The sequence below is a fragment of the Streptomyces sp. NPDC085932 genome, from assembly GCF_044540525.1.
GTDB classification, from domain to species: domain Bacteria; phylum Actinomycetota; class Actinomycetes; order Streptomycetales; family Streptomycetaceae; genus Streptomyces; species Streptomyces levis.
In genome coordinates this window covers 412,266-429,110 of record NZ_JBITSJ010000003.1, presented here as the reverse complement: position 1 = coordinate 429,110, position 16,845 = coordinate 412,266, and the positions used below count along the sequence as shown (strand labels likewise).

Below are 16,845 nucleotides of genomic sequence, written 5' to 3'. Positions count from 1 at the left end.
CCCCCACCACCCCCCTGACGACGGGACGGTCGTACGTCGATGAGCCCCCGCGCCGGGAACGCCGGCACCCACACTCTCGCCTTCGTCGAGAGCCCGGTACAGCTGCTGAACGTGCTGGAGTGGGCGCACGCGCACGCCCCCGGCGTGGGGCTCACCCTCGTGGTGCTGTCACCCGTCGACCCCATGACGCGCGGCCAGCTGCGGCGGATGTCCGACCTGGCCCGCGACGAGGGGCACGAGGTCCGCTGGGAGGAGGCGCGCGGCGGACCGCTGGCGCCCTTCCAGACCATCGGCGGCCTCGCGGGCGTGCTCCGCAGGGCACGCCGCGTGGTGCTGGGGGACCCCTTCTCCCGCTACGTCCAGCTGCTGCTGACCATCACCCGCGCCCGTGACCTGGTCGTCGTCGACGACGGAACGGCCACGATGGAGTTCGTCGGGCAGCTGGCCCGGGGGGAGCGCCTGGTGCGCTGGCACCGCAAGGGCGGCCGGCCCGGCCCGCGGGACGTGCTCTTCGCGCCGGTTTCGGCCTCGGCCCGCCGCCGCCTGACCCCCGGCGACAGCCGGCGCATCGAGATCTTCTCCTCCATGCCGATGGAGCAGACCCCGCCGGGCGTGACGGTCCGCGCCAACGCCTTCGCCTGGACCCGGGCCCGCTTCGGCCCGCCACGCCTGACCAAGGGCGCGGACCTGGTGGGCACGTCCCTGGTGGAGACGGGCGTGGTGGACGACGGCCGCTACCTGGAGGCCGTCCGCGCACTGGCCAAGGCCCACGGCGCCACGCGCTACTTCGCCCACCGCCGCGAGAGCACCGACAAGCTGCACCGCCTGGCGGTCGAGACGGGCCTGGAGATCGTCCGCCCCGAGCTGCCGCTGGAACTGATCGCCCGCCGCGGCCCCATCGGCCGCACGATCCTCAGCTTCCCGTCCACGGTCGTCCACACCCTCCCGCTCGCCCTGTCCGGCACGGAGGTCCGCGTCGCCGTCTGCGACATCGACCCGGCCTGGCTGACCGCGCACGCCTCGCCCCGCGCCCAGGGCTTCCTCTCCGGCGTCACGGGCACGGCCCGTGAGGCCCACGGCCTGGCGACGGCGGCCCCGACGGGCCCCGAGCCCTCCACGGCCCCGGCCCCTCCGGCCGACCCGCCGGGCACGGCGCCCTTCGCGGCCGTGCCGAACCTCACGACGGGAACGACGCCCGCACCGGGCGCGGCGGCCGCGGGGTAGAACGCCGACGCCCTGCCCCGCCCCGGTGTTGCGGGCCCGCCGACCGGCCACGTGCCGGCGGCACGGGCGGCCGCCGGGCGTCCCGGCCAAACCCGCCGGAACTCCGGCCCGGCCGGGCCGGGTGGCCGCCGGCCGTCAGTCCCCGGCGGTTCAGGCTCCTGGGCGTGCGGCCCGGGCGGTTCAGGGCGCTGGGAGTGCGGCCCCGTCGGCCGCTGCCGGCCTTCTTGCCAGCAGGAAGGCGCGCGGCAGCGTCTCGCCGTCCTCCGGCTCCCGTACGACCCGGGCGTAAAGGTCCAGACCCGCCTGCCGGAGCACGGCGGTCACCGACTCCGGGGTGCGCCAGTAGTAGTCCAGTGAGATCCGCTGCCCGTAGCGCTCCGTCAGGCGCCGGTGCCCGTCCGTCGCGCCGGACTGGAAGGCGAGCAGCACGGGCGCGCCGGGCACGAGCACCCGGCGGAACTCCGCGAAGACCGACGCCAGGTGATCGTCCGGCACGTGGATGACCGAGTAGAGCGCGACGACGCCCCCGAGCGACTCGTCCGGCAGGTCGAGCGCGGTCATCGAGCCCACGTGGAACCGCAGGTCCGGGTGGGCCCGGCGGGCCAGGGCCACCATGCGGGGCGAGAGGTCCACCCCGAACACCGGCAGCCCGAGGTCACGCAGCCGGGCCGTCACGTACCCGGGGCCGCTGCCGAGGTCGGCCACCGGGGGCCGCGCGGACCCCCCGACCGCACCGGCCAGCGCCGCGAACGCCGTGAGCAGTGCGCTCTCCAGCGGTCTGCCGGCCAGGCTGTCGGGATGCTCGGCGGCATAGGCCTCGGCGACGGCGTCGTAGGACGCCCGCGTCGGGTCGAGGAACTCGGGGCTGTCGGCGCGCACGGGGCGCACCCTATCGGCGTATGCGTCCGCCAGATGAACGCGCCCGTGTTCGGCGCGCAGGGCGTGGTATCCGTGAAGGAGGATGGAGGGATACCGGAACGCCGAGCCGGATGTGGCCGAAGTCACAGACGAGGGCCGCGAGCGCCGACTCGGCCTGAAAGGCGGGCGAGTTTACCCATCTCAGTTGATAGCCATGCGTCCGGCAGTCATATTTTCTTCCCCTAACGGGTTGAAGTTTTGTTGATCCAGGGTCGGGTGCCCACCCCGGCGCCCTACCCTTCAGAGGGTGAAGCCACTGATGTCACTGGAGTCCGAGGTCGACCTTCCCGCGGGAGCCGTGCTTCCCGGCGCGCTTCCCGACGCCCTGCGCGCCGAGCTGATCGCGTTCCGGCGCGACCTGCACATGCACCCGGAGCTCGGCAACCAGGAGTTCCGCACGACCGCGGCGATCAAGGAGCGGCTGGAGAAGGCCGGTCTCAAGCCGCGCGTCCTCCCGGTCGGGACCGGGCTCGTCTGTGACATCGGCGTGGTGGGCGAACAGTGGGACGGGGGCCCCAGCATGCTCGCCCTGCGGGCGGACATCGACGGCCTGCCCATCCCGGACACCAAGACGGACTGCGCGTACCGCTCGACCGTGCCCGACCGCGCGCACGCCTGTGGCCACGACGTGCACACGACCGTCGCCCTCGGCGCCGGCCTCGTCCTCGCCGAACTGCACAAGCGCGGCCAACTGCCCCGGCCCGTCCGGCTGGTCTTCCAGCCGGCCGAGGAGGTGCTGCCCGGCGGCGCCGCTGACGCGATCAAGGGCGGGGCGCTGGAGGGCGTCGGCGCGATCATCGCCGTGCACTGCGACCCCCGGGTCGACGCGGGGAAGATCGGGCTGAGGGAGGGCCCCATCACCTCCGCCTGCGACCGGCTGGAGATCGGCCTGGACGGCCCGGGCGGCCACACCGCGCGCCCGCACCTGACGACCGACCTGGTCACCGCGGCGGCCCGGGTGGTCACCGACGTGCCCGCCCTGGTCGGCCGGCGCTTCGACAGCCGCAGCGGGCTCGCCATCACCTGGGGCCGCATCGAGTCGGGGCACGCGCCGAACGTCATCCCGCAGCACGCCGAGCTCTCCGGCACCGTGCGCTGCCTCGACATCGAGGCGTGGCGGCAGGCGCCCGACGTGGTGGTCGCGGCGATCGACGAGATCGCCAATCTGTACCGCGCCAAGTCGGAGATCAACTACGTGCGCGGCGTCCCGCCCGTCGTCAACGAGCCCGGTGTGACCGAGCTGCTGCGCGACGCCATGATCGCCCGGCGCGGGGTCGACTCCGTCGTGGGCACCGAACAGAGCCTCGGCGGCGAGGACTTCTCCTGGTACCTGGAGCACGTGCCCGGCGCGATGGCCCGCCTGGGCGTCCGCACCCCCGGCGAACGCCAGATCCGCGACCTGCACCAGGGCGACTTCGACGTCGACGAGTCGGCCATCACGGTAGGCGTCGAACTCTTCACGGCAGCGGCCCTGGTCAACGGCCTGCGCTAGCACCCCACCCAGGGGCGCGGGGCACGGCGCGACAAGCCACGACGGCGCCGCAGGGACGACGCCCGCGAACCCTCACGGCCGCCCCCGGTTGCGCCCCGCGCACCCCGGGGGCAGCCTGGTGCGCGTGACGAGCAGGCACGCGCCGTGTCCCCGAGTACACCTTTCGACCCCGTTCGATCCCGTGGTTCACAAGGGCGTAACCGGCCATCGGCACGAATGGATAACGGCCCCGCGGCGACCCGTTCCCAGGAGTGTCTACGCGCGTTAATGTGCGCCGAACTGAGCACCCGCTGCGGAGCTTCGGAGAATGGGGAACTTCAGATGCGTCGGATTTCGAAACTGACCCGCGTCGCGGTGGGGGTCGCGTCGCTGGGGCTCGTCGCCACGGCCTGTGGCGGCACCAGCAGTGACAGCGGCGACAGCGACAGCAGCGACCGCGGCGTCGCCATCGCCTACGACGTCGGCGGCAAGGGTGACCAGTCCTTCAACGACGCCGCCTACGCCGGCCTGACGAAGGCCAAGGACGAGTTCGGCTACAAGACGGCCGACATCGAGCCCACCGAGGGCGAGACGGACGCCGACAAGGAGCAGCGCCTCGCCTCCCTGGCCAAGCAGGGCTACAACCCGGTCATCGGCGTCGGCTTCGCCTACGGCCCGGCCATGAAGGCGGTGGCCTCCAAGTACCCGAAGACCACCTTCGGCATCGTGGACTCGGTCGTCGAGGGCAAGAACGTCGCCTCCCTCGTCTTCGCCGAGGAGCAGGCCTCCTACCTCGCCGGAGTCGCCGCCGCCAAGGCCACCAAGAGCGACGTCGTCGGCTTCGTGGGCGGTGTGGACATCCCGCTGATCCACAAGTTCGAGGCCGGCTACAAGCAGGGCGTCGAAGACACCAAGCCCGGGGTGCAGGTGCTGTCGCAGTACCTGACCCAGACGGCGGAGGAGGGCGGCTTCTCCAGCCCCGACAAGGGCAAGGCCGCCGCCGAGGGCCAGATCGAGAAGAAGGCCGACGTGCTCTACGCGGCCGCCGGCCTGTCCGGCCAGGGCGTCATCGAGGCCGCCGCCAAGGCGAAGGTCTGGGCGATCGGCGTCGACTCCGACCAGTACAAGCAGGCCGCTCTCGCGCCGTACAAGAACTACATCCTCACGTCCGCGCTCAAGGACGTCGGCGGAGCGGTGTACGCGCTGGCCAAGTCGGTCCAGGACGACAAGCCGCTGACCGGCACGCAGACCTTCGACCTGAAGGTCGACGGCGTCGGCCTGTCCGAGTCGAACCCCGAGTTCGCCAAGGTCGCCGGCCTCAAGGAGGCCGTGGACAAGGCGAAGCAGGGCATCGATGACGGCTCCATCAAGGTGAAGACCGAGTAGCACACCCCGCACGGGGCATCGGGACGGGCGGGCACCTCACGGGGTGTCCGCCCGTTTCGTGCTTCCCGGGCCGGCCGGCCCGGAGCGGGCCGAGGCGGATCACCCAGTGCCACCCCCCGTTTGCGGTCGGCAACACCCGGGCCAAGGCCCGGTGAGGGCTTGGCCACGGGCGGATAACAAGGTGGACAGAAGGGGTTTTCAGGCAGGTCTACGCGCGTTAATCTGCGGCGAAGCCAGCGCTGAAGCTGAACCGTCCCGGCGCTGTGCGACCTCGGTTGTACGACAGGAGCACCCACACATGCGCCGGATTTCCCGGATCACGGTCGCAGGCGCAGCGACCGCCTCCCTGGCCCTCGCGCTCTCCGCCTGCGGCGGCACCTCGACCTCCGCCGGGTCGTCGGACTCGAAGGGCGACAAGGGCCTCGCCATCGCGTACGACGTCGGCGGCAAGGGCGACCAGTCCTTCAACGACGCGGCCTACGCGGGCCTGGAGCAGGCGAAGAAGGAGTTCGGGTACCAGACGGCCGACGTGGAGCCCACCGAGGGCGAGACGGACGCCGACAAGGAGCAGCGCCTCGCCTCGCTGGCGAAGCAGGGCTACAACCCGGTCATCGGCGTCGGCTACGCGTACGCCGCGGCCATCAAGGGTGCCTCCGAGAAGTTCCCGGACACCACCTTCGGCATCGTCGACGACGCCACGATCAACTCCAAGAACGTGGCCGACCTGGTCTTCAGCGAGGAGCAGGCCTCCTACCTGGCCGGCGTCGCGGCGGCCAAGAGCACCAAGTCGAACGTCGTCGGCTTCGTGGGCGGTGTGGACATCCCGCTGATCCACAAGTTCCAGGCGGGCTTCGAGCAGGGCGTCAAGGACACGAACCCGAAGGTCAAGGTCCTCTCCCAGTACCTCACCCAGACGGCGGAGGAGGGCGGCTTCTCCAGCCCGGACAAGGGCAAGACGGCCGCCGAGGGCCAGATCGAGAAGAAGGCCGACGTGGTCTACGCGGCCGCCGGCCTGTCCGGCCAGGGCGTCATCGAGGCCGCCGCCGCCAACAAGGTGTGGGCCATCGGTGTCGACTCGGACCAGTACCAGCAGGAAGCGCTCGCCAAGTACAAGGACTCGATCCTGACCTCGGCGATGAAGGACGTCGCCAAGGCGGTGTACAACCTGGCGAAGTCGGTCGAGGACGGCAAGCCCGAGACCGGTATCGTTCGTGGCGATCTGAAGACCGGCGAGGTGAGCCTGTCGAACTCCAACCCGAAGTTCGCGGACGACGCCGAGCTCCAGGCAGCCATCAAGACGGCCAAGGAGAAGATCATCAGCGGCGAGATCAAGGTCAAGAGCAGCTGACGAGCGACTGCCTCGAAGCAGGCGGTAACCCCCGGGGTTGCGTCCGCTCGACGGGGTACGGGGAGCCGCTCCTCGTGCCCCGTCGCCGCGGGGTGTCGGCCCCTTTGTATGCCGTAGGGGCGCTACGCGCGTAGACGGCCCCCGTCCCCAGGAGAGTGCGCCATCAACGCGTCCAGCAGCCCTCCGGCCGGAGCGGCGGTCAACGAATCGGTGACCGCCGTCGAGCTCGCCGGGATCACCAAGCGTTTCCCCGGTGTCGTGGCCAACCACGACATCCACCTCAGCGTCCGCAAGGGCACCGTGCACGCCCTCGTCGGCGAGAACGGCGCCGGCAAGTCGACCCTGATGAAGATCCTCTACGGCATGCAGAAGCCGGACGAGGGCACCATCGCCGTCGACGGGCAGCAGGTGGCCTTCTCGTCCCCGGCCGACGCCATCGCCCGCGGCATCGGCATGGTCCACCAGCACTTCATGCTCGCCGACAACCTCACGGTCCTGGAGAACGTGGTCCTCGGCAGCGAGAAGCTCTACGGCATCGGCGCCAAGGCCCGCCGCAAGATCAAGGAGCTCTCCGAGCGCTACGGCCTCGACGTCCAGCCCGACCTCCTGGTCGAGGAGCTCGGCGTCGCCGCCCGCCAGCGCGTGGAGATCCTCAAGGTCCTCTACCGCGGCGCCACCACCCTCATCCTGGACGAGCCGACCGCCGTGCTCGTGCCGCAGGAGGTCGACGCGCTCTTCGCCAACCTGCGCGAACTGAAGTCCGAGGGCCTGTCGGTCATCTTCATCTCGCACAAGCTCGGCGAGGTGCTCTCCGTCGCCGACGAGATCACCGTCATCCGCCGCGGCACCACCGTCGGCACGGCCGTCCCCGCCGAGACCACCCCGCGCCAGCTCGCCGAGATGATGGTCGGCAGCGAGCTGCCCACGCCCGAGACGGCCGAGTCCACGGTCACCGACCGCCCGGTCATCAGCGTCGACCGGCTGCACCTGACGGCCCCCGGCGGCAAGGCGCTCCTGGACGACATCACCTTCACCATCCACGCGGGCGAGGTCCTGGGCATCGCCGGTGTCGAGGGCAACGGCCAGACCGAGCTCGTCGACGCGCTGATCGGCCTGCGGTCCGCCGACTCCGGCACCATCCGGCTCGCCGACGAGGAGATCACCTCCTGGCCGACGCGCAAGCGCCGTGAGCAGGGCATCGGCTACATCCCCGAGGACCGGCACCGCCACGGCCTGCTTCTGGAGGCGCCCCTCTGGGAGAACCGCATCCTCGGCCACGTCACCGAGAAGCCCCTCGCCAAGGGCGTCTGGCTGGACCCGAAGGCGGCCCAGGAGGACACCCGCCGCATCGTCGAGGCGTACGACGTGCGCACCCCCGGCATCGACGTCACGGCGGCCTCCCTGTCCGGCGGCAACCAGCAGAAGCTGATCGTCGGCCGCGAGATGAGCCACCAGCCCCGCTTCCTCATCGCCGCCCACCCCACCCGCGGCGTGGACGTCGGCGCCCAGGCGGCCATCTGGGACCACATCCGCGAGGCCCGCCGCGAGGGCCTGGCCGTGCTGCTGATCTCCGCCGACCTGGACGAGCTGATCGGCCTGTCCGACACGCTGCGCGTGATCTACAACGGCAAGCTGGTCGCGGACGCCGACCCGGCCACCATCACCCCCGAGGAGCTCGGCTCGGCCATGACCGGTGCCGCCACCGGGCACCTCGAGCACGACGAGACCCCCGAGATCTCGAAGGCAGACGCCCCCGAGTCTCCGGAAGACGAGGCCCGCTGATGAAGAAGTTCGACAAGGAGCGGCTGCTCCTCGCGGTGGCCGGACCGGTCATCGCGCTCGCCGTGGCCTTCGTCCTGAGCGCGATCGTGCTGATCGCGTCGGGCAAGAACCCGGTCGAGCCATTCGCCCTGATGTTCGAGCAGATCGGCTTCTCGGACATCCAGGTGCTGGTCATCAACCAGGCGTCGATGTACTACATCGCGGCCCTGGCGGTGGCCATCGGCTTCCGGATGAACCTGTTCAACATCGGCGTCGACGGCCAGTACCAGCTCGGCGCCATGATGGCCGCCATCGTCGGCGCCCACATGAACCTGCCCGCCGCCCTGCAGATCCCGCTGCTGCTCCTGACGGCCGTCCTCACCGGCGCCTTCTGGTCCGGCATCGCCGGCGTCCTCAAGGTCACCCGCGGCGTCAGCGAGGTCGTCGCCACGATCATGCTCAACGCGATCGCCACCTCCGTGATCGCCTACCTGTGGCTGCCGGACGTCTTCGGCGTGAAGGTCGGCAACAACAACACCACCGGCGAGATGCACGAGTCCGGCTGGATCCCCGGCATCCCGATGGGCGACGCCGGCGAGATCTACGGCCTGGTCCTGCTCGCCGTGCTGCTCGGCATCGGCTACTGGGTCGTCCTCAACCGCACCCGCTTCGGCTTCGACCTGCGCGCCTCCGGCGCCTCGCAGACCGCCGCCGCGGCCAGCGGTGTGGACCCCAGGCGCATGGTCCTCAGCGCCATGCTGATTTCCGGCGGCATCGCGGGCCTGGCCGGCCTGCCGATCCTGCTCGGCGACACCCACACCTACAGCCTCAACTTCCCCACCGGCATCGGCTTCCTCGGCATCGGCATCGCCCTGCTCGGCCGCAACAGCCCCGTCGGCATCGCCTTCGCGGCCCTGCTGTGGGCCTGGCTCGACAAGGCCTCGCCCGAGCTGGACTTCCACGGCTACGACAAGGAGATCGCGGTCATCATGCAGGGCCTGATCGTGCTCTCCGTCGTCGTCTCCTACGAGGCCGTCCGCGAATGGGGCCTGCGCCGCCAGCAGCGCCGCGTCGGCGCCGAACTCGCCGCGGGCCACGTCCTCGGCGCCCAGAACACGAAGGAGGTGGCTGGCCGATGACCGCTCCTACCTCGGCGACCGACGTCAACCAGCCCACGCTGCAGCCCCCGGCGCCGACCGGCCGCCGCCTGTCGTGGCCCGTCCTGCTGCTGATCATCGCCGGTGGACTGGCGCTCACCTCGATCGTCCGCCTCATCACCGGCGCCGACGGCATCACCAACGTCAGCCAGATGTCCACCGCGCTCCAGCTCGCCGTGCCGATCGGCCTCGCCGGTCTGGGCGGCCTGTGGGCCGAGCGCGCGGGCGTGGTCAACATCGGCCTCGAAGGCATGATGATCCTCGGCACCTGGTTCGGTGCCTGGGCCGGCTTCCAGTGGGGCCCGTGGACCGGTGTCCTGGTCGGCATCCTCGGCGGCGCGATCGGCGGCCTGCTGCACGCCTTCGTCACCGTCACCTTCAACGTCAACCACATCGTCTCCGGTGTGGCGATCAACATCCTCGCCCTCGGCGCCACCCGCTACCTCGCGCCCCTCGCCTTCGAGGGCCACACCGGCGGCTCCGCCAAGCAGTCCCCGGCGGTGGACTCCCTCGGCCACTTCACGGTGCCCGGCCTGTCCGACGCCCTGCGCGACCTCAACAACCAGGGCTGGTTCTTCGTCTCGGACATCGCCGGCCTGCTCGGCGGCCTGGTCACCAACGTGTCCTGGCTGACCCTGCTCGCCGTCGCGCTGATCCCCGCCACCTGGTGGATCCTGTGGCGCACGGCGTTCGGCCTGCGGCTGCGCTCCTGCGGCGAGAACCCGGTGGCCGCCGAGTCTCTCGGCGTCAACGTCTACAAGTACAAGTACATCGCCGTCGTCATCTCCGGCGGCCTGGCCGGCCTCGGCGGTGTCTTCCTGTCCATCGTGGCCAACCCCTTCTACCTGGAGGGCCAGGTCAGCGGCCGCGGCTTCATCGGCCTCGCGGCGATGATCTTCGGCAACTGGATGCCGGGCGGCCTCGCCCTGGGCGCCGGCCTGTTCGGCTACACCGACAGCCTCAACCTGCGCGGCGGCTCCGCCAACGTGCACGCCCTGCTGCTGCTCGGCGCGCTGCTGCTGATCATCGGCGCGATCTGGCTGGTGATCCGCAAGAAGTACGCCCCGTCGATCATCACCGCGGTGGTCGCCGCCCTGGTGTTCGCCTGGTACGCCTCCACCGACGAGGTCCCGAACCAGGTCGTCTCCGCCACGCCGTACGTCATCACCCTGGTCGTCCTCGCGCTCTCCGCCCAGCGGCTGCGCATGCCGAAGGCCAACGGGCTGCCGTACCGGAAGGGGCAGGGCAAGTGACCGACGCCGGCCCGGCCGTCGACTGGGAGCGGCTGCGCGTGGTGGCCCGGGACGCCATGTCCCGGGCGTACGCCCCGTACTCCGGCTACCCGGTCGGCGTGGCGGCCCGGGTCGACGACGGCCGGATCATCTCCGGCTGCAACGTCGAGAACGCCTCGTACGGGCTGGGCCTGTGCGCCGAGTGCGGCCTGGTCTCCGAGCTGCACAACACCGGCGGCGGGCGGCTGACGCACTTCACCTGCGTCGACCGCGACGGGGAGGTGCTCGTCCCGTGCGGCCGCTGCCGCCAGCTGCTGTACGAGTTCGGCGGCCCGGACCTCCTGCTGGAGACCCCGGCGGGCATCCTGCCGCTGTCGGAGATGCTGCCGCAGGCCTTCGGGCCCGGCCACCTCAGCAAGTAACTCCCGTGCGGCCCTCCTGAGTCGATCAGGGGGGCCGTACGGCTTGTGGAACCCTCGGAAGGAAGCCAAGCCATGGCCATGGACGCCATCTCCGTCATCCGCGCCAAGCGGGACCGCGGCGAACTCGGCGACGAGCAGATCGACTGGGTCATCGACGCGTACACCCGCGGGGAGGTCGCCGACGAGCAGATGTCCGCGCTCGCCATGGCGATCCTGCTCAACGGCATGAACCGCCGCGAGATCGCCCGCTGGACGGCCGCGATGATCGCCTCCGGCGAGCGCATGGACTTCTCGTCCCTGTCCCGCCCGACGGCCGACAAGCACTCCACCGGCGGAGTCGGCGACAAGATCACCCTCCCGCTGGCCCCGCTGGTCGCCGCCTGCGGCGCGGCCGTCCCGCAGCTGTCGGGCCGCGGCCTCGGCCACACCGGCGGCACGCTCGACAAGCTGGAGTCGATCCCCGGCTGGCGGGCGCTGCTGTCCAACGAGGAGATGCTGCACGTCCTCGACACCACGGGCGCGGTGATCTGCGCGGCGGGCGACGGCCTGGCCCCCGCCGACAAGAAGCTGTACGCGCTGCGCGACGTCACCGGCACGGTCGAGGCGATCCCGCTGATCGCCTCCTCGATCATGTCGAAGAAGATCGCCGAGGGCACGGGCTCGCTGGTGCTGGACGTGAAGGTCGGCACGGGCGCCTTCATGAAGACCATCGAGGACGCCCGTGAGCTGGCCTCCACCATGGTCGGCCTCGGCACCGACCACGGCGTGCGGACGGTCGCGCTGCTCACCGACATGGCGACGCCGCTCGGCCTCACGGCCGGCAACGCCCTGGAGGTCCGCGAGTCGGTCGAGGTGCTGGCCGGCGGCGGCCCCGCCGACGTGGTCGAGCTGACGATCGCCCTGGCCCGCGAGATGCTCGACGCGGCCGGGATCAAGGACGCCGACCCGGCGAAGGCGCTGGCCGACGGCTCGGCCATGGACGTCTGGCGGCGGATGATCCGGGCCCAGGGCGGCGACCCGGACGCGGAGCTGCCGGTGGCCCGGGAACAGCACGTGATCAAGGCTCCCTCCTCCGGCGTCCTCACCCGGCTCGACGCCTACGACATCGGCGTCGCCGCCTGGCGGCTCGGCGCGGGCCGGGCCCGCAAGGAGGACCCGGTGCAGGCGGGCGCCGGCGTCGAGATGCACGCCAAGCCGGGCGACACGGTGACCGAGGGCCGGCCGCTGCTCACCCTGCACACCGACACCCCGGACCGCTTCGCGTACGCCCTGCAGGCCATCGAGGGCTCCTTCGACATCGCCGCCGCCGGTACGGACTTCACGCCGTCGCCGGTGGTGCTGGAGCGCATCGCCTGACCCGCCTCCGTCCGCGGGAACACGAAAGGGGCGGCGCACTCCGACGGTTGTCGGGTGCGCCGCCCCTGGGCGTGGGCCGCGGTGCGCCAGGCGGCCCGCGTCGCCCCGGCGGTTACTTCGGGTCGGCGTCGAACCGGGCCGTCGACCAGAAGTAGCCGAGGACCGCGAGGCCCAGGCACCAGGCCACCGCGAGCCAGCCGTGATGGCCGATGCCGGTGCCCAGCAGCAGTCCGCGCAGGGTCTCGATGGCGGGGGTGAACGGCTGGTACTCGGCGATCGGCCGGAACCAGCCCGGCATCGCGTCCAGCGGGACGAAGGCGCTGGACAGCAGCGGCAGCAGGATCAGCGGCATCGCGTTGTTGCTCGCCGCCTCGGCGTTCGGGCTGACCAGGCCCATGCCGACCGCGATCCAGGTGAGCGCCGTGGCGAAGAGCACCAGCAGTCCGAACGCCGCGAGCCATTCCAGGACGGTGGCGTCGGTGGAGCGGAAGCCGATGGCCACCGCGACGGCGCCGACGAGGACCACGCTGACGATCGACTGGAGCACACTGCCGACGACGTGCCCGATGATCACCGAGCCGCGGTGGATCGCCATGGTGCGGAAGCGGGCGATGATCCCTTCGGTCATGTCGTTGGAGACGGAGACCGCGGTGCCGATCGTGGTGCTGCCGATGGTCATCAGGAGCAGACCCGGGACGATGTACGCGATGTACACGGACCGGTCCGGGGGGCCGCCGCCGATGCCCGCGCTCATGGTGTCGCCGAAGATGTAGACGAAGAGCAGCAGCAGCATGATCGGCGTGAGCAGCAGGTTCAGCGTCAGCGACGGGTAGCGCCGGGCGTGCAGGAGGTTGCGGCGCAGCATCGTGGACGAGTCGCGCAGGGCCAGGGAGAGCCGGGCCGGGCGGGCGGGGGCCAGGGGGGAGCTCATCGGGCAGCCTCCTCGGGCTGAACGGGCTGAACGGACCGGCGGGTGCCGCCGGTGAGGGCGAAGAAGACGTCGTCGAGGTCGGGGGTGTGCACGGTCAGCTCGTCGGCCTCGATGCCGGAGGCGTCCAGCCGGTCGAGCAGCAGGCGCAGTTCGCGCTGGCTGCCGTCGCTGGGGACGTGCAGGACGAGGGCGGTGTCGTCCCGGGTGACCTCGTGGTGCAGGGCGGAGGCGGCGCGGCGGTAGGCGGCCGGGTCGGTGAAGCGGAGCCGGACGTGTCCGCCGGGCACGAGCCGCTTGAGCTGCTCGGCGGTGCCCTCGGCGGCGATCCTCCCGTCGTCGAGGACGGCTATCCGGTCGGCGAGTTCGTCGGCCTCCTCCAGGTACTGGGTGGTGAGGAAGACGGTGACGCCCCCGGTGACCAGTTCGCGGATGATCTGCCACATGGTGTGGCGGGAGCGCGGGTCGAGGCCGGTGGTGGGCTCGTCGAGGAAGATGATGCGGGGGTCGCCGACCAGGGTCATGGCGATGTCGAGGCGGCGCTTCATGCCGCCCGAGTAGGTGGAGGCGGGCTTCTTCGCCGCGTCGGCGAGGTCGAAGCGTTCCAGCAGCTCGGCGGCGACGCGGCGCCCCTCGGCCTTCGGCAGGTGGTGCAGGTCGGCCATGAGGAGCATGTTCTCCTCGCCGGTGATCAGCCCGTCGACCGCGGAGAACTGTCCCGTGACGCCGATCCCGGCCCGCACGGCCTGCGGATGGGCGGCGAGGTCGTGCCCGCCGACGCGGATCTCGCCCGCGTCGGCGCCGATCAGGGTGGACAGGATCTTGACGACGGTGGTCTTGCCGGCGCCGTTCGGGCCGAGGAGGGAGAAGATCGTCCCCTCCGGGACGGCCAGGTCGACGCCGTCGAGGACGGTCTTGTCGCCGTAGGACTTGCGCAGCCCGGTCGCCGCGATGGCCAGGTCCGTCATGGGGAGGTGCTCCTTCAGGGGTCTCGGGTGGCTACAGGCTGCGGGCGGTGATGTCGCCGTGGGCGGTGGTGGCGTGGATGGTCAGGGCGGCGGCGCCGTCGGTGTTGCGGAGCGCGTTGTGGATCCGGCCGTAGGAGGTGCCGGCGTCCAGGGAGGCCGAGACGCCGCGGGCGGCGCCGACCGTGATCCCGCCGTGTTCGGTGCGCAGCGTGAGCGCGCCGGACACGGCCTCGGTGACGGTGATGTCGCCCTTCCGGGTGCTGACCTCGGCGGGGCCGTTCAGGCGCCCGACGCAGACGTCGCCGGCCGACAGGTCCAGCCGGGCGGATCCGGCCTCGTCGAGCTTGACCGTGGCCTGCGCGCCCTCGAAGACGACGTCCCCGAGCCGGCCGACGCCGCGGAGTTCGCCGGCGGCGGCCTTCGCCTCCACGCGGGAGCCGGCCGGCAGCTGGACGGTGATCTCGACGGCACCGGAGTGCCCGAGCACGCGGTTCTTCGCCTCGGGGGCGACGATCCGCAGGACCCCGTCGGCGCAGGCGACCTCGATCCGCTCCGCGGCCTGCACGTCGCGGCTCCTGGAGCCGTCGGCGGGCCGGACCTCGACCGTGGTGTCGGGCCGGTCGGCGGCGATCAACCGGATGGCTCCGGCGGGGATGTCGAGAACGGCGGAAACCGGGGCGGTGGTGGGGAACGTCTGCATCGTGCACTCCTTCAGATCCGTGTTTCTGACATCGCAAACGCTACGTTGCGTTCGCGGATTCGGCAACAAGCTTGTTGCGTAAGAGCGCCATCAGTGCAGGTGACTGTAGATATTTCATTGCAATGGATCGAGATTCAATGCAACAAGCCCCAAGGGTAGGCGTTGCAACCATGCCAGGTGAACGCTACTGTGGGGCGTCCACGCACGACGGAGGAGATCGCGATGCCGGGAGGCAGGCTCACCCAGCAGGAACGCCAGCAGATCGCGCTGGGACTGGCCGACGGACTCGCCTACGCGGAGATCGCCCGGCGCCTGGACCGCCCGACCTCGACCGTCACGCGCGAGGTGATGCGCAACGGCGGCCCCACCGCCTACCGCGCCGACCTGGCCCACCGGGCCACCGAGCAGCGCGCCCACCGCCGCAGGCGGGCCGTGCCCCGGGACGCCGGCGCGCCCCCGCTGCCCCACGGCCGGGACCCCGAGGCCGTGCGCGCGTACGAGGAGGTGTTCACCACCCTCTTCATGCAGCAGGGCCTGCCCAAGATGATGTCCCGGGTGCTGACCTGCCTCTACACCACCGACGAGGGCAGCCTCACCGCCGCCGAGCTCGTCCGCCGCCTCCAGGTCAGCCCGGCGTCCGTCTCCAAGGCCGTGGCGTTCCTCGAGAGCCAGGGCCTCATCCGCCGCGAGCGCGACGAACGCCGCCGCGAGCACTACATCGTCGACGACGACGTCTGGTACCAGTCGATGATCGCCGCCGCCCGGGGCAGTGCCCGGATCGCGGAGGCCGCACGGCAGGGCGTGGGCGTTCTCGGCCCCGGGACTCCGGCCGCCGTCCGCCTGGAGGGCATCGCCCGCTTCGTCGACTTCGTCACCGAGAGCATGGCCCGCGCGGCGGAACAGGCCCGCGACGTCCTCTACACGAAGTCCCCCACGACGGCGGACGACGCCCCCGAGCCGGCCGGGAACGCCACCGGGCGAAGCACAGCCGCCGGCTGAGGGCCCGTCACCCCAGCAGGGTCGCCACCACCACCAGGACCGGCACCGCCAGGACCGTCGACAGCAGGATCGCCTCCCGGGCCAGCACCTCGCCCACCCGGTAACTGCCGGCGTACGTGAACAGGTTCTGCGCCGCCGGCAGGGCGGACGTGACCACCACGTCGAGCAGGGGCGCCCCGCGCAGACCGAACACGCCCGCCGCCAGGGCCCAGGCGACCAGGGGCTGGACGACCGACTTGAGGGTCACGGCGAGGAGCACGGGGGCCCGCTCCGCCCCGCGCAGGGGAAGAGTGCTGCCGCGCAGGGAGATGCCGAAGGCCAGCAGCACCGCCGGGACGGACATGTTGCCGATCAGGGTGAGCGGATCCAGCAGCGGCCCCGGCACGGTCAGGCCCGACGCCGACGCCGCCACCCCGGCCAGCGAGCCGAGCGCTATCGGGTTGCGCAGCGGGGTGAGCAGGCGCTGCCACAGGGGCCGTTTCGCCCCGCCGCTCGCCAGGTCCAGGACGGTCAGCGCCACCGGTGTGACACCGACCAGCTGGAACAGCAGCACCGGCGCGACCAGGGACGCGTCGCCCAGCACGTACACCGCGATCGGGATGCCCAGGTTCCCGGAGTTGACGTAGCTGGAGCACAGGGCGCCGATCGTCGTCCGGCCCACCCCCCAGCCGCGGACGGCGCCCACCGCCACGAAGACACCCGCCGCCGCTGCCGTGCTCAGCGCCGTCACCAGCAGCCGGTCGGAGAAGATCACCGACAGGTCGGCCCCGGCGAGCGTCGTGAAGAGCAGGGCGGGGGAGGCCACGTGGAAGGCGAGTTTCGTGAGCACCTCCCGCCCGCCGTCGCCCAGATACCCCCGGCGACCGATCAGATAGCCGACCGCGATGACGACGGCGATGACGGCGAAACCGCTCAGCACCCCCCGCACGGCACCCCCCGACCGGTGCGGAAGGAGTCACACGGCGCGGGAGGGGC

The 16,845-nt window shown here is 71.7% G+C and carries 15 protein-coding genes; 10 read left to right on the top strand and 5 right to left on the bottom strand.

The window, feature by feature from the left end; all coding sequences use genetic code 11:
* The first annotated feature begins 39 nt into the window (after positions 1-39).
* On the top strand, positions 40-1,224 hold the full coding sequence (locus ACIGAQ_RS17990; protein WP_311680051.1) for a hypothetical protein: 1,185 nt from the start codon (positions 40-42) through the stop codon (positions 1,222-1,224).
* 180 nt (positions 1,225-1,404) lie between these two features.
* Here the strand turns inward: ACIGAQ_RS17990 and ACIGAQ_RS17985 are convergent, their stop codons facing one another.
* Positions 1,405-2,103: a class I SAM-dependent DNA methyltransferase gene (locus ACIGAQ_RS17985; protein WP_399783837.1), complete on the bottom strand. Its 699-nt coding sequence runs from the start codon at positions 2,101-2,103 to the stop codon at positions 1,405-1,407.
* A 298-nt stretch (positions 2,104-2,401) separates the two neighbouring features.
* Between ACIGAQ_RS17985 and ACIGAQ_RS17980 the strand changes: the two genes are divergently transcribed.
* The 8 genes from ACIGAQ_RS17980 to ACIGAQ_RS17945 all read left to right on the top strand — a co-directional run bounded on the left by ACIGAQ_RS17980 (position 2,402) and on the right by ACIGAQ_RS17945 (position 12,275).
* Positions 2,402-3,634, top strand: coding sequence for a M20 family metallopeptidase (locus ACIGAQ_RS17980; protein ID WP_399784620.1), 1,233 nt, complete (start codon positions 2,402-2,404; stop codon positions 3,632-3,634).
* 321 nt (positions 3,635-3,955) lie between these two features.
* Positions 3,956-4,999, top strand: a complete 1,044-nt coding sequence (locus ACIGAQ_RS17975; protein WP_311680047.1) for a BMP family ABC transporter substrate-binding protein — start codon at positions 3,956-3,958, stop codon at positions 4,997-4,999.
* Between the two features lie 298 nt (positions 5,000-5,297).
* Positions 5,298-6,347 (top strand): BMP family ABC transporter substrate-binding protein, encoded by a 1,050-nt coding sequence (locus tag ACIGAQ_RS17970; RefSeq protein WP_362277315.1) that lies wholly within the window; start codon positions 5,298-5,300, stop codon positions 6,345-6,347.
* 210 nt (positions 6,348-6,557) lie between these two features.
* On the top strand, positions 6,558-8,129 hold the full coding sequence (locus ACIGAQ_RS17965) for an ABC transporter ATP-binding protein (RefSeq protein ID WP_399783832.1): 1,572 nt from the start codon (positions 6,558-6,560) through the stop codon (positions 8,127-8,129).
* The gene (locus ACIGAQ_RS17960) at positions 8,129-9,247 is read left to right on the top strand and encodes an ABC transporter permease (RefSeq protein ID WP_362277320.1); all 1,119 of its coding nucleotides are present in this window, start codon (positions 8,129-8,131) and stop codon (positions 9,245-9,247) included. Before ACIGAQ_RS17965 ends, ACIGAQ_RS17960 begins: the two co-directional genes overlap by 1 nt.
* Positions 9,244-10,518, top strand: coding sequence for an ABC transporter permease (locus tag ACIGAQ_RS17955; protein ID WP_399783829.1), 1,275 nt, complete (start codon positions 9,244-9,246; stop codon positions 10,516-10,518). Before ACIGAQ_RS17960 ends, ACIGAQ_RS17955 begins: the two co-directional genes overlap by 4 nt.
* The gene (locus ACIGAQ_RS17950; RefSeq protein ID WP_311680037.1) at positions 10,515-10,919 is read left to right on the top strand and encodes a cytidine deaminase; all 405 of its coding nucleotides are present in this window, start codon (positions 10,515-10,517) and stop codon (positions 10,917-10,919) included. Before ACIGAQ_RS17955 ends, ACIGAQ_RS17950 begins: the two co-directional genes overlap by 4 nt.
* 72 nt (positions 10,920-10,991) lie before the next feature.
* Positions 10,992-12,275, top strand: coding sequence for a thymidine phosphorylase (locus tag ACIGAQ_RS17945; protein WP_399783826.1), 1,284 nt, complete (start codon positions 10,992-10,994; stop codon positions 12,273-12,275).
* 112 nt (positions 12,276-12,387) lie between these two features.
* Here ACIGAQ_RS17945 and ACIGAQ_RS17940 read toward each other — a convergent pair whose 3' ends face one another.
* The 3 genes from ACIGAQ_RS17940 to ACIGAQ_RS17930 are packed head-to-tail and all read right to left on the bottom strand — an operon-like array spanning position 12,388 to position 14,871.
* Entirely contained in the window at positions 12,388-13,206 is an 819-nt protein-coding gene (locus ACIGAQ_RS17940) for an ABC transporter permease (RefSeq protein ID WP_311680033.1), read from the bottom strand.
* Complete coding sequence (locus tag ACIGAQ_RS17935) at positions 13,203-14,171, bottom strand: ATP-binding cassette domain-containing protein (protein WP_399783822.1); 969 nt, start codon at positions 14,169-14,171, stop codon at positions 13,203-13,205. The genes ACIGAQ_RS17940 and ACIGAQ_RS17935 overlap by 4 nt, the downstream gene beginning before the upstream one ends.
* 31 nt (positions 14,172-14,202) lie before the next feature.
* On the bottom strand, positions 14,203-14,871 hold the full coding sequence (locus tag ACIGAQ_RS17930) for a DUF4097 family beta strand repeat-containing protein (RefSeq protein ID WP_399783819.1): 669 nt from the start codon (positions 14,869-14,871) through the stop codon (positions 14,203-14,205).
* Between the two features lie 222 nt (positions 14,872-15,093).
* Here ACIGAQ_RS17930 and ACIGAQ_RS17925 point away from each other — a divergent pair, with 222 nt between their 5' ends.
* Positions 15,094-15,870, top strand: coding sequence for a helix-turn-helix domain-containing protein (locus tag ACIGAQ_RS17925; protein ID WP_399783816.1), 777 nt, complete (start codon positions 15,094-15,096; stop codon positions 15,868-15,870).
* 7 nt (positions 15,871-15,877) lie between these two features.
* On the opposite strand, the gene ACIGAQ_RS17920 is transcribed toward ACIGAQ_RS17925, so the two are convergent.
* The gene (locus ACIGAQ_RS17920; RefSeq protein WP_311680025.1) at positions 15,878-16,798 is read right to left on the bottom strand and encodes an AEC family transporter; all 921 of its coding nucleotides are present in this window, start codon (positions 16,796-16,798) and stop codon (positions 15,878-15,880) included.
* Positions 16,799-16,845 lie beyond the last annotated feature (47 nt).